The following is a 16,323-nucleotide window of genomic DNA, read 5'->3' on the forward strand; positions in this document are numbered from 1 at the left end:
CGGCGAGCGAGTACCCCGCGGACACCCCCCCGCGGGGCCCGGCCGCGCGCAGTTAGGCCCGGTCCGCGCCCGGGCGGCGGGGGGCCAGCCACTCCGGGTGCGCCAGCCCGACGACCAGGCCGGCCGCCGGGTCGTCGGGGACGACCCGGCCGGCCGGGACGTCCGGGACCGCTCGCGCCAGCCGATCGGCCTCGTCCCGCCACCGGCCGGCGGGGCCGCCGCGGGCACCGCGCAGCGCGCGCCACTCCGCGACCAGGTCGTCCGAGCGGGGTGCGACGTCGGCCGACAGCAGCGCCACCACCTCCGCGGCCCGGCGCCGGCCCACCAGCGGCGCGCCGTCGAGCAGTGCACGGGCCAGCCGGGGGTGCGCGCCGATCGCGGTGAGCGCGCGGCCGCGGGCGGTGACCCGGCCGGCGTCGTCGACCGCGCCCAGCTCGCGCAGCGCCGCCCGGGCCACCGTGAACGCGGCCTCGGGGGGCGCGTCGGGCAGCGCGAGCCCGGTGGCGTCGGGGGAGCCCCAGCAGGCCAGCTCGAGGGCGAAGCCGGTGAGGTCCCCGACGGCGATCTCCGGCTCGGCGGCGGCCGGCAGCCGGTCGTGCTCGGCGGCCGACCACAGCCGGTACACCCGCCCGGGCGCCTCCCGCCCGGCGCGGCCGGCGCGCTGCACCGCCGCGGCGCGGGAGACCCGCACCGTTCCCAGTGCGCCGAGGCCCCGGGCGACGTCGAAGCGGGGCACCCGGGCCAACCCGGCGTCGACGACCACGCGCACGCCGGGCACGGTCAAGCTGGTCTCGGCGACGTCGGTGGCCAGCACCACCCGCCGGCGCGGCCCCGGGGTGAGGGCGGCGTCCTGGTCGGCGGCCGGCAGCCGGCCGTGCAGCGGGCGGACGTCGGCATCGACCCCGGAGAGTCGGCCGGCCACCCCACCGATCTCCGCGGCGCCGGGCAGGAAGACCAGGACGTCGCCCGCGGTCTCGGCCAGCGCGCGCCGCACCGTGCCGGCGACCGCGTCGAGCAGCCGGGGGTCGACCCGGGTGCCGTGCGGGGGTGCCACCGCCGGCTCCGGCGGGCACCAGACGGTCTCGACGTCGTGCAGCGCCCCGGTGGCCTCGACCACCGGGGCGGGTGCCCCCTCGCCGCCCAGCAGGGTGGCGACCCGGCCGGCCTGGGCCGTCGCGGACATCGCCAGCACGGCCAGCTCCGGGCGCAGCGTGGCCCGCACGTCCACGCCGAAGGCGAGCGCCAGGTCGGTGTCCAGCTGCCGTTCGTGGCACTCGTCGAGCACGACGGCGGCGACCCCCGGCAGCTCCGGGTCGGCCTGCAGCCGGCGCACCAGCAGGCCGGTGGTGACCACCTCCACCCGGGTGGCGTCGCTGCGCCGGCTGTCCCCGCGCACGCTGTAGCCCACCGACCGCCCGACCGGTTCGCCGACCAGGGCCGCCATCCGCCGGGCGGCCGCCCGGGCCGCGACCCGGCGGGGCTCGGCGACCAGGACCCGCCCCGGCAGGCGGTCGGCGAGCGCGAGCGGGACCAGCGAGGTCTTGCCGGTGCCGGGCGGGGCCACCAGCACCGCGCTGCCCGCGGCCGCGAGCGCGTCGGCGAGCCCGGCCAGCACGGCGCGGACCGGGAGGTCGGCGCCCGGCGTCCCGGCGGGTGGCAGCACGCGGGACAGTCTCCCCGTCCCCGCGCGGCACCCCCGCCCCTTGTCCCGAGAAGTGATCCAGGCCACTCTGACCTCTCAGGGCGACGACGTCTGCGGGAGGTCTCGGTGGCCGGTCAGGGCAGGGAGAACGGCAGGGACCGGCCGGGCGCCCCCGCGCCCCGCTCACCGGACCGGGTGCGCAACGTCGCGCTGGTCGGGCGGGCGGGATCGGGGAAGACCACGCTGGCCGAGGCGCTGGCAGCGGCCACCGGGGCGGTGCCCCGCGCCGGGCGGGTGGAGGACGGCACCACCTGCCTGGACACCGACGAGGTGGAGGTCCGGCTGCAGCACTCGGTGACGCTGCACGCGGCCACCCTCGAGCACGACGGCCACCGGATCACCCTCTTCGACACCCCCGGCTCCCCGGACTTCCTCGGTGAGCTGCGAGCCGCGCTGCGCGCCGCCGACGCCGCGCTGTTCGTCGTCTCCGCCGTCGCCGGGGTCGACGCCGGCACGGTCCAGCTGTGGGACGAGTGCGCGGCCGTCGGCCTGCCGCGCGCCGTCGTCGTCACCCAGCTGGACCGGCCGCGGGCCGACGTCGCGGAGGCGGTGCGGGCCTGCGCGTCCCAGCTGGGCGCGGGCGTGCACCCGGTGCAGCTGGTCGAGGGCGGCGCCCTGGTCTCGCTGCTGGAACCGGGACCGGGCTCCCCGGAGGCCGACCGGCTGCGCGCCGAGCTCATCGAGGCGGTGATCGCCGAGAGCGAGGACGAGACGCTGATGGAGCGCTACCTCGACGGCGCCCCCATCGGCCTGGCCGAGCTGGTCGCGGACCTGGAGACCGCGGTGAGCAGGGCCGCCTTCCACCCCGTGCTCGCCGTGTCCCCGCTCACCGGGCTGGGCGTCGATGCCCTGCTGGACCTGCTGGTCACCGGCTTCCCCTCCCCGCTGGAGCGGCCCTGCCCGCCGGTGCTCCGCCCCGACGGCACCCCGGCCGGCCGCGTGGGCTGCGACCCCGACGGCCCGCTGGTCGCCGAGGTGGTGAAGACGACGACCGATCCGTACCTGGGCCGGGTCAGCCTGGTCCGGGTCTTCTCCGGGCGGCTGCGGCCGGACATGCCGGTGCACGTCTCCGGGCACGGGGAGGGGCACGGGTGGGGGAACCGCCACCCCGGCCACGACGCCGACGAGCGGGTGGGGGCGATCTCCTGCGCGCTCGGCAGCGTGCTCCGCCCGGTGGCCGAGTGCCTGGCCGGTGACGTGTGCGCGGTCGCGCGGCTGGCGACGGCGGAGACCGGTGACACCCTGTCCGCCCCGGACCGGCCGCTGGTCGTGCAGCCGTGGGAGCTGCCCGAGCCGCAGCTGCCGGTGGCGGTGGCGGCGGCCTCCCGCACCGACGAGGACCGCCTCGCCGCCGCGCTGACCCGGCTCACCCTCGAGGACCCCACCGTGCGGGTCGAGCGGCGCACCGACACCGGGCAGCTGCTGCTGTGGTGCCTGGGGGACGCCCACGCCGAGGTGCTGCTGGAGCACCTGCGCACCCGGTACGGGGTGTCCGTGGCGACCCCACCGGTGCGGGTCGCGCTGGTGGAGACGCTGGCGGGGGCGGCCACGGTCACCGCCCGGCACGTGAAGCAGTCCGGCGGGCACGGCCAGTACGCCGTCGTGGTCGTCGAGGGCCGGCCCGGCGCGCCCGGGTCGGGCATCACCTTCCACCAGCGGGTGGTCGGCGGCGCGGTGCCCGCTCAGTTCCACGGCAGCGTGGAGAAGGGCATCCGGGCGCAGGCCGAGCGCGGCGTGAGCGCGGACCGCCCGCTGGTCGACGTCGCGGTCACCCTGGTCGACGGGAAGGCGCACTCGGTCGACTCCTCCGACGCGGCCTTCGCCGCCGCCGGGGCGCTGGCCGTCCGCGAGCTCGCCGCCGCGGCGGGCACCCGGGTGCTGGAACCGTGGTGCCGGGTGGAGGTGACCGTGCCGGTCGACGCGGTGGGCCCGGTCCTCGGCGACCTGGCCGGGCGGCGGGCCCGGGTGACCGGCAGCGACGTCGGCCCCGGCCGGGAGGAGACGACCGTGCGGGCCGAGGTGCCCGAGCGGGAGCTGCTCGACTACGCCCGCGCCCTGCGCTCGCTCTCGCACGGCACCGGCCGGTTCCGCCGCGCACCGCTCGGCCACGAACCGGCGCCGGCCGCGGTCGCCGCCGAGCTGCAGCCGGCATGAGCGCCGACAGCGGGACCCGGGCGGTCCGGACCGGCTCCTCGGCCTCGCGGGCCGGGGAGCCGGTGGACGAGGACCAGCCCAACGTCACCGACACCTCGGTCCCGCCTCGGCGGCAGTGGGCCGGCCGGATCGGCGGGCCGGTCGCCGCGCTCGTCGTCTACGTCCTGCTCGCCCAGGACGACGCACTGAGCACCGCCGGGCGCACCACCGCGGCGGTCGGGGTGCTGCTCGCGGTCTGGTGGATGACCGAGGCGCTGCCGCTGCCGGCGACGGCGCTGGTGCCCATCGTGGCGTTCCCGCTGCTCGGGGTGCTCCCGGTCGGTGCGGCCACGGCGCCCTACGCCGACCCGAACATCTTCCTGTTCATGGGCGGCTTCATGATCGCGCTGGCGATGCAGAAGTGGGAGCTGCACCGGCGCATCGCGCTGCTGACCGTGCGGGCGGTCGGCACGAGGCCGAACCGGCTGATCGCCGGCTTCATGATCGCGACGGCCTTCCTCAGCATGTGGGTGAGCAACACCGCCACCACCGTGCTGATGCTCCCGATCGGGCTCAGCGTGCTGCTGCTCGTGCTGGACCGGGTGGGCGCCGGCGCGGACGCGGAGGCGGCCGAGGGGGTCGCCCGCGAGGCCACCGGCGGGACGGCGGCGGTCACCGAGGCCATCCGCGACCGGGACACCCGCAACTTCGCGGTCGCGCTCATGCTCGGCATCGCCTACGCCGCCAGCATCGGCTCGCTGGCCACGCTGATCGGCACCCCGCCCAACCTGATCCTGGCGGCCTTCGTCCGGCAGAACTACGACATCGAGCTCGGCTTCGGCGCGTGGATGCTGCTGGGCCTGCCGCTGGCGGTGGTCTTCCTCGGGCTGGCCTGGCTGGTGCTCACCAAGGTGGTCTTCCGCTCGTCGCTGCGGGAGATCCCCGGGGGCAGGCAGGTCATCCAGGCCGAGCTGGCGCAGCTGGGGCGGATGTCCCGCGGCGAGTGGACCGTGCTCGCGGTGTTCGTCACCACCGCGCTGCTGTGGGTGTTCCGGCAGCCGCTCACCGGGTGGGAGGCGCTCACCGACGTGCTGCCGTTCGTCGCCGAGCTGAGCGACCCGGCCATCGCGATCGCGGCCGCGGTCGCCCTCTTCCTCATCCCGGTGAAGGCCCGGGAGGGCGTCTCGGTGCTGGACTGGCACACCGCCCAGCAGCTGCCCTGGGGCGTGCTGCTGCTCTTCGGCGGCGGGCTCAGCCTGGCCGCGGCGGTCCAGGAGAGCGGGCTGGACGAGTACATCGGGGCCAAGGTCGGCTCCGTCGGCGCGCTGCCCGCCGTCGTGCTGGTGTTCATCACCGCGGCGCTGGTGCTCCTGCTGACCGAGGTCACCAGCAACACCGCCACCGCGGCGGCCTTCCTGCCGGTGCTCGGCGGGGTCGCGCTGGGCCTGGACCTGCTGCCCCTGGTCCTGCTGGTGCCCGCCGCCCTGGCGGCGACCTGCGCCTTCATGCTGCCGGTGGCGACCCCGCCCAACGCGATCGTGTTCGGCTCGGGCTACGTCACCATCGGGCAGATGCTGCGCGCCGGCGTCGTCCTCAACGTGATCGGCATCGTGCTGATCACCGCGGCGGTCTACCTGCTCGGCGGGGTCGCGCTCGGCATCACGTTCTGACCCGCGAGCCGGCCGCGCAGCAGCAGCACGCCGAACCCGAGGAGGCCGACGTGCGCGACCGCGACGGCGGCGTCCGGCAACGGCTCGACGGCCAGCAGGGTGGTCAGGTCGGCGAGGGCGTGCACGCCGACCAGGACCCCGATCCACCGGAAGCGCCACTGCCAGGCCGCCCAGGCGAATCCGGCCACCGCGGAGAGCCCGACGTTGGCCAGCACGTCGCCGAGCCGGCGGTCGGTCAGCGCCAGCGCGGACAGGTGCTGCAGCCCGAACAGCGCGGCGGTCAGGGTCACCGCTGCGGCGGGCCGGTACCGGGTGAGCAGACCGGAGAGGACGACGCCGCGGCTGGTCAGCTCCTCGTTCAGCCCGACGAGCAGCAGGGTGAGCACCCACAGCCCGAGCCCCGGATCGCGGTCGGACAACCCGCCGGGGACCGCCCAGCTCAGCGCTTCGGCCAGCAAGGGCAGCGCGGTGAGGGCGGCCGCCCACGACCGCCAGACCGTCGTCGCCCCGATCGCCCGCCACAGCCGCCGCCGGGTGACCAGGGCGACCGCGTAGCCGGTGGCCGCCGCGTTGGCCACCAGGCCCAGGTACCAGCCGGAGACCCCGAGCGCACCGCTCAGCTCCAGGGTCACCAGCACCACCAGGAACCGTCCCAGGTGGACGGCGACGGCGTCGGCCAGGGCGGGCAGGTGCACGGGCGACCTCCGGGGCGGGGGGTCATCCAGGGCTGAGTGTGCGCCGGGCCGGTGCTGCTGCCGGTGCCGCCGGGTGCACCGCGGCTGACCGCCCGGTGGCCGCCCGGTGGCCGGGTGCGTGTTTCCCGCGGCCCGGTCGCTGGGCAGGGGGCGCCGGGGCACGCACCCGGCGCGTCGACCCGCAGCACCCGAGCCGGGCGAGGAGGGGACCGTGGAGGACCTGCACCTGGGGTACGCCCTGGTCGGCAGCCTGGCGGTGGCGCTGGCCGCGCTGTCGGGCAAGATGCGCGAGCTGCCCTTCAGCGAGCCGCTGCTGGCACTGGTGCTGGGCGTGGTCGTCGGCCCGCAGGTCCTCGGCCTGATCGAGGTGGCCGAGCCCATGCGCTCGACCCTGGTCGAGGAGATGACCCGGGTGCTGCTGGCCGTCTCGTTGATCGGGGTGGCCCTGCGCTACCCGGTGCGCCGGCTGCGCCCGGTGGTCACTCCCACGGCTGTCCTGGTCACGGTGGGGATGGCCGGGATGGCCGCGCTCTCGGCCGGCCTGGCGTGGCTGGTGCTCGGCGTCCCGGTGGCCCTGGCCGTGCTCATCGGCGCCTGCATCAGCCCCACCGACCCGGTGCTCGCCTCCAGCGTGGTCACCGGGAAGCCGGCCGAGGAGCACCTGCCGGCCCGGACCCGCCAGCTGCTGTCCGCCGAGTCGGGCACCAACGACGGGCTCGCGCTGCCCCTCGTGCTGATCGGGATCGCGCTCGTGCTCGGCGAGTCCCTGGGCCGCGCCGCTCTCGACGGCGTCTACCAGGTGGTCGTCGCCGTGGTCATCGGGGCCGCGGTCGGGTTGATCGCCGGGCGCGCGGTCACCTTCGCCCTGAGCCGCAACGACGTCTCCGAGGGCGCGTCGCTGGTGTTCACGCTGGTGCTCGCCATCGCGGTGCTCGGCCTCGCCCGGATCGCCAACGCCGACGGCATCCTGGCCGTGTTCGCCGCCGGGCTGGCGTACAACGTCGCCGTCGGCCAGGACGAGGTCGGCCCGCAGAACACCATCGACGAGGGGATCAACCGGTACCTGGTGCTGCCGCTCTTCCTGCTGCTGGGCATCCTGCTGCCGTGGTCGGCCTGGGCCGACCTCGGCTGGGGGGCGCTGGTCTTCCCGGTGGCCGTGCTGCTGCTGCGGCGACTGCCCGTGCTGCTGGCACTGGCCCGCCCGCTGGGGCTGCGGCTGCGTGACTCGGTCTTCCTGGGCTGGTTCGGGCCGATCGGGGTCAGCGCGCTGTTCTACCTCTCCTTCAGCGAGGAGGAGGGCGTGACCGATCCCCGGCTGTGGGCGGCCGGCACGCTGGTGGTCGCGGCCAGCACGGTCGCGCACGGGATCACCTCCGCGCCCGGCCGCCGGCTCTACCGCCGGGCGGCGGGCACCTGATCCTCGCCGCCTGCCGGCGGATCAGCCCCCGGTCGTGGACCTGCACCTCCTCCTCGGGGCCGACGGCGGCGAGCACCTCGGCGCGCTCGTCGTCGGTGAGCTCGTCCAGGGTGACCTCGTCGCCGGCTGCTCTGACGTGCGATGACCCAGCGGGCTCGGATGACCACGGTCGGTGAGTCCTCGCCGCAGTCCCACCAGCCACGTGCGCCACACCCGGCCGCCTGAGCGGGCCTGTCCCACCCCGCGCCTAGCGTCGCCGCCCGAGGTGATCGAACAGATGAGTGACGAGCGAGAGGGCCAGGCCCCGGGACGGGCCGACCCCGGAGCCGGTGGCCGGGGCGGGGCGACCGCCCTCGCGGCGGAGCAGGGGACCGCTGAGCCGACGGCGGAGCCGGCGCCCCCGGTGGACGGGCAGGCGGTGGCCCAGCCGACGACGACGGCCGGCCCGGCGCCGGCCGCCGACGGGCCGCCGGCGGCTGCGCCGGTGGACCAGCCCGGACCGGCGCAGCCGCCGGTGGCTGCGCCGGCCGGCGCGGGGGAGGGCGCGCCCGCCCCGGACAGCAGCACGCCCTACCCGACGACGCCGGTCAACGTCCGTCCGCGGCCGCGCTTGCGCCGACCCGACCCGCTGACCCGGATGGGGCCCTGGGCGCCGGTCGCCGGAGCCGGGATCGGGTTCGTGCTCGGCCTGATCGTGGTGCTCTTCCTGGCACCGGCGGTCGAGACCTTCGCCGAGCGGCTGGCCGTCGTCTTCGTGGTGCTGGGCCTGTCGCTGCTGGGCGCCGGCGGCACCCTGCTCGCCGACGAGGTGCGGCTGATGCGCCGCGGGGCGTGGGCGGCCGAGGCCCGCTCCTCCGGTGCCGGGGTGATCGCCGGGCTGCTCAACGGGCTGACACCGGCGCGGCTGCTGATCCTGGCCAGCGCCTTCGTGCTGCTGCTCAGCGCCTACGTCACCAGCGGCAGCTGAGCCCGCGGCGCCCGGCCATACCGGCCGGGCGCCGCGGTCAGGCCTGCCCGTCGGCCCTGCCCGTCGGCCCTGCCCGTCAGCTCTGCCCGTCAGCGGGTCCCCGGAGGGCGTCCAGCGGGAGCCGGCCGGAGACCAGGTCCTCGGCCACGTCGTCCACCACCCGCCCCTGGGCGAACGCGTGGGCCTTCAGCATCGCCAGCGCGTCCTCGCCGTCCATCCCGTGGGCGACGTTCACCATGCCCATCGCCTGCCAGACCCGTGCCCGGCGCAGCGCGTCGGGGCCCTCCCACCAACCGCGGCCGGGATCGGGCTCGGTGTCGGCGGTGCTCCGGGCGGCGGCGGCCAGTTCCCGGGTGACCGCCGTGACGACGTCGGCCACCTCCGCGCGGTCGACCGCCGGCAGCGTCCCCGGGTCCCGCGCGTAGAGGTCGAGGACCACCAGCGGCCCCAGCGGGGGCAGCAGCGGCACCGAGAGCACCGCGCGGAACGGGGTCGTCGTCGTCAGCGCCTCGTGCAGCGAAGGCCAGTTGCGGGCGATGTCGGTCTCGTCGAAGGCGATGACCACGCCGTCGTCGTGCGCCTGGAGGCAGGGGCCCACGCCCTGGGTGAACTGCAGCCGCTCGGCCTGCGCCGCGGTCGGGTCGCTCGCGCCCAGCGGCGTCCGCAGCCCGCCCCTGGCGTGGATGCTGATCCCGGCGCCGTCCACCGGCAGTGCAGCGGCGCACGCGCGGGACAGCAGCACGCCGAGCAGCTCCGGCGAACGCAGCTCCGGTGGGGCCTGACCCAGCTCACGGGCGAAGCGGTCGGCAGCGGGGCCGGGCGCGGTCATCGGTCCTCCGTCGGTTCGGGCGCGGAGGGTGCCGCGCCGGGGAGGGGGGTGCCCCGGCGTGGGCGCGGCCATGCGGTCAGCCGAAGGCGTCGAGGCCCAGGTGGACGGCGAGTGCGAGGCCGGCGACGGCGATGACCCGGCGCAGCAGCCGCTGGGGGACCCGGCGGACCACCCGCGGCCCCAGCCGGCCGCCCACGAAGAACCCGATGGCCAGCGGCAGCGCGGCCAGCCAGGCGACGTCGGCGAACACCGCGTAGCCGATCGCCGCGACGAGGTTGGCCAGCCCGAGCACCAGGTTCTTCAGCGCATTGCCCCGGGGCACGCCCTCGCCGAGCACCAGCAGGTACATCGCCAGCATCAGCACCCCGGCCGCGGCGCCGAAGTAGCCGCCGTAGATCGCCACGAGGAAGGTGCCCAGTGCCAGCCCCCAGTGGTCCCGGGGTGGGGGACCTCCCTGCTCGGCGGCGCCCTCGGCGGCCAGTTCCCGCGGCGGCCGCTGCACGAGGATGGTCAGGGACGCCGCGGCGATGAGGAAGGGCACCAGCAGCTCGAAGGCGTCCGCCGGGGTGAGCAGCAGCAGGACGGCGCCCACCGTGCCGCCGAGCACCGCGGCTGCGCCCAGCCGGACCAGTCTCGGGCGCTGCCCGGTGAGCTCCGGGCGCGAGGCGCTCACCGAGCCGACGCTGCTGAGCACCAGCGCGACGGTGTTGGTGACGTTGGCCGACAGCGGCGACAGCCCGGTCGCCAGCAGGGCGGGGTAGCTGACCAGGGAGGCCAGCCCGGCGATGCTGCCGGTCAGGCCGGCGCCGACACCGGCGACCACGAGCAGGACGAACTCCAGTGCGTTCATCGGGCGAGCAGCACCCACAGCGCGACCAGGCCGAGCACGACGATCGCGCCGCGGAGCACGGGGGCGGGCAGCCGCCGGCCCAGCGTCGACCCGACGTACCCACCGACCAGCGAGCCGCCGGCGACCAGGGCGGCGGCGGTCCAGTCGATGCGGTCGGTGGCGACCACCACGTAGGCCAGCGCCGCCACCGCGTTCACCCCGAGGGTGAGCACGTTCTTGATCGCGTTGAGCCGCTGCAGCGGTTCGCGCAGCAGCAGCCCGAAGATGCCGATCTGCAGCACGCCCTGGCTCGCGGCGAAGTAGCCGCCGTAGGTGCCGGTCGCGTAGGCCCCGGCGAACAGTGCCGCCAGCCGTCCCCGGCCGACCCGCGGCGGCCCCTCCTCGGTCACCGGCCGGCGACGGCGCAGCCACCGCTGCAGCAGCGGCTGGACGGCGACCAGGACGACGGCCAGCGCGACCAGGCCGGGGACGATCGCCTCGAACGCCGCGGCCGGCAGGTGCAGCAGCAGGAAGGCGCCGGTGAGCGCGCCCAGCACCGACGCGGGGAGCAGCCGCAGCAGCAGGCCCCGCTGGCCCCGCAGCTCGCGGCGGTAGCCGATGGCGCCGGTCAGGTTGCCCGGCACCAAGCCGAGGGAGTTGGTGATCGTCGCCGTCACCGGTGGCAGTCCGACGGCCAGCAGCACCGGGAAGGTGACCAGCGTCCCGGAACCGACGACGGCGTTGATCGAGCCGGCGGCGAGCCCGGCGGCGGCGACCGCGACCATCTCCCACGCCGTCATGCGCTCATCGTCGCGAGGGTGTCACAGCGGGTCCGGTGAGCCGGCTCACGCCCCCGGCGGTGGTCTCAGCGGGCCGGCGCGGCCTCGGCGGCCGCGAACCGGGTGCGGTTGCGACCGTCGCCCTTGGCTGCGTACATCGCCACGTCGGCGCGCAGCAGGGCGTGGTCCCAGTCCGCGCCGGGCACCACCCGGGCGACGCCGATGCTGACCCCCACGCGGGCCGTGGCCGTGCCCCCGGCCAGCGGCACCGGCTCGGCGAGGACGGTGACCAGGCGGTCGCAGAGCGCGGCGGCGGCTGCCGCGTCGTCGGCCCGGACCAGCAGGGCGAACTCGTCGCCGCCGAGCCGGGCGCACACGTCCGGGCTGCGGACGGCAGTGGCCAGCCGGGCCCCGACCGCGCGGAGGACCCCGTCGCCGGCGGCGTGGCCGAGCTCGTCGTTGATCTGCTTGAAGCCGTCGAGGTCGGCGAAGAGCACCCAGGCGTCCTCGTCCCCGGAGGCGCTGGCCGCCGCCAGGGCGGCGCTGAACGCGGCCCGGTTGGCCAGGCCGGTCAGCGCGTCGGTCTCGGCCTGGGTGCGCAGCTCGCGGTGGACCGCGCAGATCCGCAGCGCCATGACCATCTGGTTGACCAGCGCGCGCACGGCGACCAGCGCCTCGCGGGCGGCGGGCCCGGCCGCCCCCACGAACAGGTACCGGCCCTCGTGGTCCGGGGTCGGGACGCACAGCCACTCGCCGGCTATGCCGGTCGCTGCGACCAGCGGCTGCGGGGCGGGAACCGGCCGGAGCACACCGGTCGACTCGGCCGCCGGGACGACGGTGCGGGGGAACGGTGACAGGTCCGCGGTCGCGACCCCGGCGCCGACGACGGCCCGCAGGGCCGGCCCGTCCGCCTGGAGGGCGAGGATCGCCAGGCCGGGAGTGGCCGCGCAGATGTCCCTGGCCGCCGCCCACCCACGCGCCGAGACCTCGACCTCGTCGGTCACGCCCAGCAGCCGGGTGCCCAGGGCGACCAGCGCCGCGTCGCGCGCCTGGGCCTGCTCGCGGGCGAAGAGCCCCAGCGCCAGGTGCCGGGCGACGACGGCGAGCAGGAAGGCCAGCGGCAGGGCCCCGAGGACGGGCCCGGCGGGCGCCGGCTCGTCGTGACCGGGCACCGACTGCCACCACACCAACGCCGCGACCAGCGCCACGCACTGGCCGGTGGCGTAGAGCCAGATGTCGCGGGTGCGGCCGTAGACCGCGCGGAACCACAGGGCGCTGAACGTGGCGCCGAAGGCGACCGCCGGCACCGGGCAGCCGAGGGCGAAGGCGGTCACCGCCACCACGTCGAGCAGGTCGAGGGCCGGTCGCGCACGCCGGGTCAGGTAGCGGTACGCCCACGAGGCGGTGAGCGCGACGGTGGCGCCGACCAGCAGCAGCACGCTGGCCGCCGACGCCCCGGGGAGGGCCCCGGCACAGGCGAGCGCCAGCGAGATCAGCGCGCAGACGCCGAACAGCCAGCGGGTGCCCTCGACCATCTCGTCGGGGCGGCGCAGGCGCGCGACAGCCCGTCGCGTCGGCGACGCGGCCACCAGTTCGGTCATCAGGCCCTTCCCTCTCGCCCGGCCCCGGCGCCGGGCGTCCGGTCAGGTCATCGACCGGACGGCGCCGGTGCTGCATGCCCCGGACGGGGGACCCGGCCTGCCGCTGGTCAGTCCTTGCGGCCGGCGTCCACCAGGCGGAGCACCACGGTGCCCTCCTCGTCGGAGGCATCCAGGTCGACCTCGGCGTCGAACCCCCAGTCGTGGTCACCGGCCGGGTCGTCGACGATCTGCCGCACCCGCCACAGCCGCGGCTCGTCCTTGTCGATGATCAGCAGCGCCGGGCCACGCGCGTCGGCGCCGGTGCCCACCTCCGCGTGCTCGGCGAAGTAGGCCTGCACCACCTCGCCCCACCGGTCGGCGTCCCAGCCGGCGCCGGAGTCCAGCTCGCCGAGGTCGTACCAGCGGCGGCGGGCCCACAGCTCGACGCGGCGGAACAGCTGGTTGCGCACCATCGCGGTGAACGCCCGCTCGTTGCCGGTGAGCGGCCGTGGCCGGGCCGGGACGGCGACCGGCGCGTCCAGCGGCTGGTCCGGGCTGGTGAGCTGCTCCCACTCGTCCAGCAGCGAGGAGTCGACCTGGCGCACCAGCTCACCGAGCCACTCGACGATGTCGGTGACCTCCTCGGTGCGTGCCTCGGTGGGCACGCCCGAGCGCAGCGCCTTGAACGCGTCGGAGAGGTAGCGCAGCACCGCTCCCTCCGAGCGGGTCAGCCCGTAGTGGTTGACCAGCTCGCGGAAGGTCATCGCCTGCTCCCACATGTCCCGCACCACGGACTTGGGGGACAGCTGCGCGTCCCGCGCCCACGGGTTGCCGGCGGAGTAGACCTCGAAGGCGTGGTCGAGCAGCTCCTTGAGCGGCTGGGGGTAGGTGACCTCCTCCAGCAGCTCCATCCGCTCCTCGTACTCGATCCCCTCGGCCTTCATCTGCGCGACGGCCTCGCCCTTGGCCTTGTTCAGCTGCGCGGCGATGATCTGGCGCGGGTCGTCCAGCGTCGCCTCGATCACCGAGACGACGTCGAGGGCGTAGGTGTCGGACTCCGGGTCGAGCAGCCCGATGGCGGCCAGCGCGAAGGTCGACAGCGGCTGGTTGAGCTGGAAGTCCGGTGGCAGGTCCAGGGTCAGCCGGTAGCGCCGTCCGTCGGGCTCGGGGACGTCCAGCCGTTCGACCACCCCGGCGGTGATCAGCGACCGGGCGATGCCGATCACCTCGCGGACGTGGCGCAGCTGCCGGGGGCGGGGTTCGTGGTTGTCGGTGAGCAGGTGCCGCAGCGCCGCGACCGGGTCGCCCGGGCGGGCCAGCACGTTGAGCACCATCCCGGTCGACACGCGGAAGTGGCTGCTCAGCGGCTCGGGCTCGGCGTTGATCAGCCGCTGCTGGGTCGACTCGCTCCACGGCACCATGCCCTCGGGCGCCTTGCGTCGCACCAGCTTGCGGCGCTTCTTCGGGTCGTCGGCGACCTTGGCGAACTGCTTGAGGTTCTCCACCTCGTGCTCGGGCGCCTGGACGACAACGGTGCCGGCGGTGTCGTAGCCCGCCCGGCCCGCGCGGCCGGCGATCTGGTGGAACTCCCGGACGGTGAGCATCCGCATGCGGGTGCCGTCGTACTTGCTGAGCGCGGAGAACACCACGGTGCGGATCGGCACGTTGATGCCGACGCCCAGGGTGTCGGTGCCGCAGATGACCTTCAGCAGCCCGGCCTGGGCCAGCTGCTCCACCAGCCGCCGGTACTTGGGCAGCATGCCGGCGTGGTGCACGCCGATGCCGTGCCGCACCAGCCGGGACAGCGTCGTCCCGAAGGCGGAGGAGAAGCGGAAGCCGCCGATCATGTCGGCGATCGCCTGCTTCTCCTCCTTCGTGGAGACGTTGACGCTCATCAGTGCCTGGGCCCGCTCCAGCGCCGAGGCCTGGGTGAAGTGGACGACGTAGACCGGCGCCTGCTTGGTGTCCAGCAGCTCCTGGATCGTCTCGTGCATCGGCGTGGTCGCGTAGTAGTGGTGCAGCGGCACCGGCCGCTCGGCGTGGGCGACCAGCGCGGTGGGCCGGCCGGTGCGCCGGGTGAGGTCCTCGCGCAGCGCCGTGACGTCGCCGAGGGTCGCGCTCATGAGCAGGAACTGCGCCTTGGGCAGCTCGATCAGCGGCACCTGCCAGGCCCAGCCGCGGTCGGGGTCCCCGTAGAAGTGGAACTCGTCCATCACCACGAGGCCGATGTCGGCGTCCGGACCCTCGCGCAGCGCGATGTTGGCCAGCACCTCGGCGGTGCAGGCGATGATCGGGGCGTCGGCGTTGACCGATGCGTCCCCGGTGAGCATCCCGACGTTCTGCGCGCCGAACACCCCGCACAGGGCGAAGAACTTCTCGCTGACCAGCGCCTTGATCGGGGCGGTGTAGAAGCTGACCCGGTCGTTGGCCAGGGCCGCGTACTGCGCGCCGGTGGCCACCAGCGACTTGCCGGAGCCGGTGGGGGTGGCGAGGACGACGTTCGCCCCGCTGACCAGCTCGATCAGCGCCTCTTCCTGCGCCGGGTACAGCGTCGTGCCGCCCTCGGCGGCCCACTCGGCGAAGTGGGTGAACAGCGCGTCGGGGTCACCGGCCAGCGACTGCAGCTCGGTGAGGTCGTCCGGGTCGCCGATCAGCGACCGCACGTCCGGGGCGGGGAGCGCGGCGGCGGGGGAGTCGGCCGGAGTGGCGTCGGTGCCGGCAGGAGTGAGCGTCATCGTGGTCAACAGCGTGCCCGATGCCCTGGAGCTTCCCGGCGTCCCGTCCCTCCGGCGTGGCTGCGGGCGTCCAGGTAACGAGATGGTCACGACTCCTCCAGTCGTGCATGGAACAGGTCGATGCGGGAGAGAAGGTGAACAGCAGGTAAACGAAAGGTGGATGGGACATGCGCGAACGCTTCTGCCCGGAGTGCCGCTGGACGTTGGTGACCGACCGGGACGGCCGTCGCCGGCTCGAGATGCGCTGGGTGCCGATCGGCGCGGAGACGCCGATGGCCCGCGCGGCCTGAGCGAGCACCCGCAGGACGACCCGACCCGGGCGGTAGGAGGGGCGCGCACCGGCGCGCGCCTCTCCCACCGCCCGGGTCGTGTGCTGTCCTGGGTCAGTCCTGCCCGAACACCCGGTCCAGCTGGTGGTCGAGCACCCGCTGGGCGTCGACCGCGCTGCGCTGCCCCCCCAGCACGCTGGAGGTCAGGCCGTTGACCAGGGCGAGCAGCAGCACCACCTCGGTCCGCGCGTCGAGGTCCCGAGGTGCGGTCCCCGCCTCCTGTGCCTGGGTCAACCGGGTGCTCAGGAAGGTCTCCAGGGCGTCGGGATGATCCGTGCCGCCGGGGACAGCTGTCGGGTCGGTGAGGGCCGCGGCGTAGAACGCCGTCCACGCGAGGGCGTCGGCCCGACCCGCGTCGTCACTGGGCAGGATGCTGCCGAGCACGGCGTCGAACAGGGCTCGCGGAGGACGCCCGCCGCCGGCCGACGCTGCCCGTTCCCGCACCCGGCGGTCCAACCGCGCGGTGAGCTCGGCTCGCCCGGCGGCCAGGAGAGCCGCCTTGTCGGTGAAGTAGTACTGCACGACGCGCAGGGACACCCCGGCAGTCGCGGCAACCTCCCGCATCGTCGCTGCCTGGAGCCCTCGGGTGCCGGCGACGTGCAGCAGGGCCGCGGTCAGCTCGCGGCGTCGCTGGTCGTGGTCGACGCGCTTGGGCACC

Annotated in this window: 13 protein-coding genes; 5 read left to right on the forward strand and 8 right to left on the reverse strand. The window is 75.9% G+C overall.

Going from position 1 to position 16,323, the window contains the following annotated elements:
- Positions 1-52: 52 nt before the first annotated feature.
- Positions 53-1,663, reverse strand: a complete 1,611-nt coding sequence (locus ACI795_RS16590) for a helicase-related protein (RefSeq protein ID WP_457076645.1) — start codon at positions 1,661-1,663, stop codon at positions 53-55.
- Positions 1,664-1,768: 105 nt separating this feature from the next.
- Between ACI795_RS16590 and ACI795_RS16595 the strand changes: the two genes are divergently transcribed.
- Positions 1,769-3,856: an elongation factor G-like protein EF-G2 gene (locus ACI795_RS16595; protein ID WP_457076646.1), complete on the forward strand. Its 2,088-nt coding sequence runs from the start codon at positions 1,769-1,771 to the stop codon at positions 3,854-3,856.
- Entirely contained in the window at positions 3,853-5,505 is a 1,653-nt protein-coding gene (locus ACI795_RS16600) for an SLC13 family permease (RefSeq protein ID WP_457076647.1), read from the forward strand. Before ACI795_RS16595 ends, ACI795_RS16600 begins: the two co-directional genes overlap by 4 nt.
- On the opposite strand, the gene ACI795_RS16605 is transcribed toward ACI795_RS16600, so the two are convergent.
- The gene (locus ACI795_RS16605; RefSeq protein WP_457076648.1) at positions 5,466-6,200 is read right to left on the reverse strand and encodes a CPBP family glutamic-type intramembrane protease; all 735 of its coding nucleotides are present in this window, start codon (positions 6,198-6,200) and stop codon (positions 5,466-5,468) included. The two genes, ACI795_RS16600 and ACI795_RS16605, sit on opposite strands and share 40 nt — an antisense overlap.
- Positions 6,201-6,411: 211 nt before the next feature.
- Here ACI795_RS16605 and ACI795_RS16610 point away from each other — a divergent pair, with 211 nt between their 5' ends.
- Complete coding sequence (locus ACI795_RS16610) at positions 6,412-7,617, forward strand: cation:proton antiporter domain-containing protein (protein WP_457076649.1); 1,206 nt, start codon at positions 6,412-6,414, stop codon at positions 7,615-7,617.
- 277 nt (positions 7,618-7,894) lie between these two features.
- Positions 7,895-8,584, forward strand: a complete 690-nt coding sequence (locus ACI795_RS16615; RefSeq protein WP_457076650.1) for a hypothetical protein — start codon at positions 7,895-7,897, stop codon at positions 8,582-8,584.
- A 76-nt stretch (positions 8,585-8,660) separates the two neighbouring features.
- On the opposite strand, the gene ACI795_RS16620 is transcribed toward ACI795_RS16615, so the two are convergent.
- The 5 genes from ACI795_RS16620 to ACI795_RS16640 all read right to left on the reverse strand — a co-directional run bounded on the left by ACI795_RS16620 (position 8,661) and on the right by ACI795_RS16640 (position 15,336).
- The gene (locus ACI795_RS16620) at positions 8,661-9,413 is read right to left on the reverse strand and encodes an ANTAR domain-containing protein (protein WP_457076652.1); all 753 of its coding nucleotides are present in this window, start codon (positions 9,411-9,413) and stop codon (positions 8,661-8,663) included.
- A 76-nt stretch (positions 9,414-9,489) separates the two neighbouring features.
- Positions 9,490-10,263 (reverse strand): sulfite exporter TauE/SafE family protein, encoded by a 774-nt coding sequence (locus ACI795_RS16625; RefSeq protein ID WP_457076653.1) that lies wholly within the window; start codon positions 10,261-10,263, stop codon positions 9,490-9,492.
- Positions 10,260-11,042 carry a sulfite exporter TauE/SafE family protein gene (locus ACI795_RS16630; RefSeq protein WP_457076654.1) on the reverse strand — a complete coding sequence of 261 codons (783 nt, stop codon included), beginning with the start codon at positions 11,040-11,042 and terminating at the stop codon, positions 10,260-10,262. The genes ACI795_RS16625 and ACI795_RS16630 overlap by 4 nt, the downstream gene beginning before the upstream one ends.
- Before the next feature lie 65 nt (positions 11,043-11,107).
- Positions 11,108-12,622, reverse strand: coding sequence for a diguanylate cyclase domain-containing protein (locus ACI795_RS16635; protein WP_457076655.1), 1,515 nt, complete (start codon positions 12,620-12,622; stop codon positions 11,108-11,110).
- Between the two features lie 107 nt (positions 12,623-12,729).
- Positions 12,730-15,336: a DEAD/DEAH box helicase gene (locus ACI795_RS16640; protein ID WP_457076656.1), complete on the reverse strand. Its 2,607-nt coding sequence runs from the start codon at positions 15,334-15,336 to the stop codon at positions 12,730-12,732.
- Positions 15,337-15,503: 167 nt separating this feature from the next.
- Between ACI795_RS16640 and ACI795_RS16645 the strand changes: the two genes are divergently transcribed.
- Positions 15,504-15,626, forward strand: coding sequence for a hypothetical protein (locus tag ACI795_RS16645; RefSeq protein ID WP_457076657.1), 123 nt, complete (start codon positions 15,504-15,506; stop codon positions 15,624-15,626).
- A gap of 93 nt (positions 15,627-15,719) precedes the next feature.
- Here the strand turns inward: ACI795_RS16645 and ACI795_RS16650 are convergent, their stop codons facing one another.
- Positions 15,720-16,322 carry a TetR/AcrR family transcriptional regulator gene (locus ACI795_RS16650; RefSeq protein ID WP_457076658.1) on the reverse strand — a complete coding sequence of 201 codons (603 nt, stop codon included), beginning with the start codon at positions 16,320-16,322 and terminating at the stop codon, positions 15,720-15,722.
- Position 16,323 lies beyond the last annotated feature (1 nt).

This window comes from Modestobacter sp. SYSU DS0290, assembly GCF_054050955.1.

Excerpts from the sequence above, each read along its gene's own strand:
- ACI795_RS16600 (WP_457076647.1), top strand. The coding sequence starts at position 3,853 with ATGAGCGCCGACAGCGGGACCCGGGCGGTCCGGACCGGCTCCTCGGCC.
- ACI795_RS16615 (WP_457076650.1), top strand. The coding sequence starts at position 7,895 with ATGAGTGACGAGCGAGAGGGCCAGGCCCCGGGACGGGCCGACCCCGGA.
- ACI795_RS16620 (WP_457076652.1), bottom strand. The coding sequence starts at position 9,413 with ATGACCGCGCCCGGCCCCGCTGCCGACCGCTTCGCCCGTGAGCTGGGT.
- ACI795_RS16625 (WP_457076653.1), bottom strand. The coding sequence starts at position 10,263 with ATGAACGCACTGGAGTTCGTCCTGCTCGTGGTCGCCGGTGTCGGCGCC.
- ACI795_RS16630 (WP_457076654.1), bottom strand. The coding sequence starts at position 11,042 with ATGACGGCGTGGGAGATGGTCGCGGTCGCCGCCGCCGGGCTCGCCGCC.
- ACI795_RS16635 (WP_457076655.1), bottom strand. The coding sequence starts at position 12,622 with ATGACCGAACTGGTGGCCGCGTCGCCGACGCGACGGGCTGTCGCGCGC.
- ACI795_RS16640 (WP_457076656.1), bottom strand. The coding sequence starts at position 15,336 with ATGACGCTCACTCCTGCCGGCACCGACGCCACTCCGGCCGACTCCCCC.
- ACI795_RS16645 (WP_457076657.1), top strand. The coding sequence starts at position 15,504 with ATGCGCGAACGCTTCTGCCCGGAGTGCCGCTGGACGTTGGTGACCGAC.